Annotated in this window: 3 protein-coding genes; 1 reads left to right on the forward strand and 2 read right to left on the reverse strand. The window is 53.5% G+C overall.

Annotated elements, in window-relative coordinates; translation table 11 throughout:
- Nucleotides 1-299 (forward strand): ATP-binding protein (locus QCH34_RS11035; protein ID WP_300334097.1); only part of this gene is annotated, 299 nt, incomplete at its 5' end.
- 10 nt (nucleotides 300-309) lie between these two features.
- Here QCH34_RS11035 and QCH34_RS11040 read toward each other — a convergent pair.
- Nucleotides 310-1,749: a PAS domain-containing sensor histidine kinase gene (locus QCH34_RS11040; protein WP_300334099.1), complete on the reverse strand. Its 1,440-nt coding sequence runs from the start codon at nucleotides 1,747-1,749 to the stop codon at nucleotides 310-312.
- A gap of 73 nt (nucleotides 1,750-1,822) precedes the next feature.
- Nucleotides 1,823-2,241 (reverse strand): beta-ribofuranosylaminobenzene 5'-phosphate synthase family protein (locus QCH34_RS11045; protein WP_366898601.1); only part of this gene is annotated, 419 nt, incomplete at its 5' end.

Genomic DNA, 2,241 nt, shown 5'->3' on the forward strand with positions numbered 1-2,241 from the left:
GCATCAGGGTTGAGGAGTGTGAGGATCGGGTTATCCTCACTGTCACAGACACAGGACCTGGTATTCCCGGGGATGTCATCATTCCTCCCCCGGATAATCTCAGTGGCCATGGATTGTGTATCGTCCGCGATCTCGTTGGAGTCTATGGCGGAAAATTATGGCTTGAATCCGCCTCCTCCGCCGGGGATACAGGGGGTGCATCCATCAGCCTCTCGCTTCGGAAAGCTGGTCTGGCGGGATCTTCTGTATCAGCCGGAGTGCCTTCATCGCCTCATCAGCTTCAGGAAACAATCCAATAAAAAACCAATCTCAACATTTCATATCCTCAGGGTTCCGCCAGCCCCCCTCAGGCACATGCATCTCAAACCGTGCCCCTTCACCATGCACCCCGTTCTCGCGGATGGTGATGCCGGTGATTGAAAGGATCTCAGAGGCGAGAAAGAGCCCAAAGCCGGTATTCTTTCCAAAACCTTTCGAAAAGATCTTCTTCTTCAGATCATCAGGAACCCCGGCTCCGTCATCCTCCCAGGCAACGATGATTCCATCATCAGATGTTGTGCATGTAAGGTGAACGCCCGTTGCCTTCTCGCCATGCCGGACTGTATTATCCATCAGGTTTGCAAAGACCTTCTCGAGCATCGGATCTGCGTAGATCTCAATGTTTTCACATTCACTGGTAATAGGAAGCCCGGATCGACCGGACCCTTCAACTGAGTGTGCCAGATCTCTCAGTGAGAGCCAGAGAGGCTTATCAACCCCGATCATCTCGTAAGCACGGGTAAACTCACTGTCCCGCTGTATAGCAGTTGCTGCCTTCTTTACTTCGTCAAGGTATCGTGACTGGCCTGCATCCACACAGATCTCCTGTGCAAACTCGAGATATCCCTGCAGTACCATCACCTGATTGAGGATATCATGCCGGGTGATGCCGGTCAGGATCTTCAGCTTATGATTCGCAATTCTGAGTGCTTCCTCTGCATGCTTCCTGTCAGTGATATCACGGAGAACACCATCCTCCTGAACGAGATTTCCCTCCTCATCATACCGGGCATGGGAATGGAGCTCCTTCCATGTGATGTTCTCATTCCGTCCAAAACACCGGAACTCAAGCCCTTTTGTATACTCCCGCCCCTCTTCGATAGCCCTGATAAAGTCATTTACTACCATTTCACGGTCTGCCGGGTGAATGAGATCGAGGAATGGTTTTCCAACAGCCATAGCCGGGGTATAATCCTCTATGGTCGCCGGAGCCTCATTGAGATAGAGTATTTTTCCATCTCTGTCCAGGGAATAGATCACATCAGGAATATTCTCCATAAGGAGCCGGTATTTCCTCTCGCTCTCGCGCAGCGCCTCCTTTATCAGCTTCCGCTCTGTGATATCCGCAACGAGCCCCACGCATATAAGGGGCTTTCCTTCCTCATCATGCTCTGCCACACTTGCAGTATCTGAAATCCAGATATAATCTCCATCAGCCAGCCGGATCCGGTATTCAATCTGGTGCCGATCAATTCTGCCGGTGAGGAGCGCCTCGGTTGCATCTGCAACCACTCCGAGATCGTCAGGGTGAATAATCTTCTCAAAATCGGTATAATCGGCAAAGTCTTCAGGTCGGTATCCGAGCATTTCAAGGCTTGAATCGGAAAAACTGATCGAGCCGCTCCGGCAGTCGATCTCCCACCAGGATACGCCGGCTGCTGCCATCACCGTCATCAGCCGGTTATACAATACCTGTTCCTTATCTTTCATCTGCAATCCCTCCTCTTCCCCTCATTATTATACCTGCCCTGAAGCTGATCCACGTCTGACATCACGGAAAGACTCACCCCATCCTCACAATCGCTCCACTGTTCCTCGCGGAGACCTCCTCCACCGTGCCGCCAATTCCCTCAAGTGCACAGCGGGCGGCCTCCGCAACCTGTCTGTCGCCCCTGTCGATGATCGCATAGACGGTCGGCCCAAATGAGGAGAGGCCCGCCCCGTATGCCCCTGCCTCACAGAGCAGGGCGGGGAGGTTCCGGAGGTTCTCCGGCTGGAGCGATGCTTCCACCCGCTTGAAACCGATCTCCTGCATCCGGTTCACTGCCGCCCCAAACCGCCTGATATCCCCCTCGACAACAGAGGGAAGCATCTGCATCATCACGAGATGGCAGATCTCCTGCACTTCGGCAAGAGGCACCGGGCAGTATTCAGAGAAGATATCCACCTCGGCATCCTCCGAGGCGCCGGGCTCTGTCTCCG

Origin of the sequence: Methanocalculus sp., from assembly GCF_029762515.1 — an archaeon.
Lineage (GTDB): Archaea > Halobacteriota > Methanomicrobia > Methanomicrobiales > Methanocorpusculaceae > Methanocalculus.

Excerpts from the sequence above, each read along its gene's own strand:
- QCH34_RS11040 (WP_300334099.1), bottom strand. The coding sequence starts at position 1,749 with ATGAAAGATAAGGAACAGGTATTGTATAACCGGCTGATGACGGTGATG.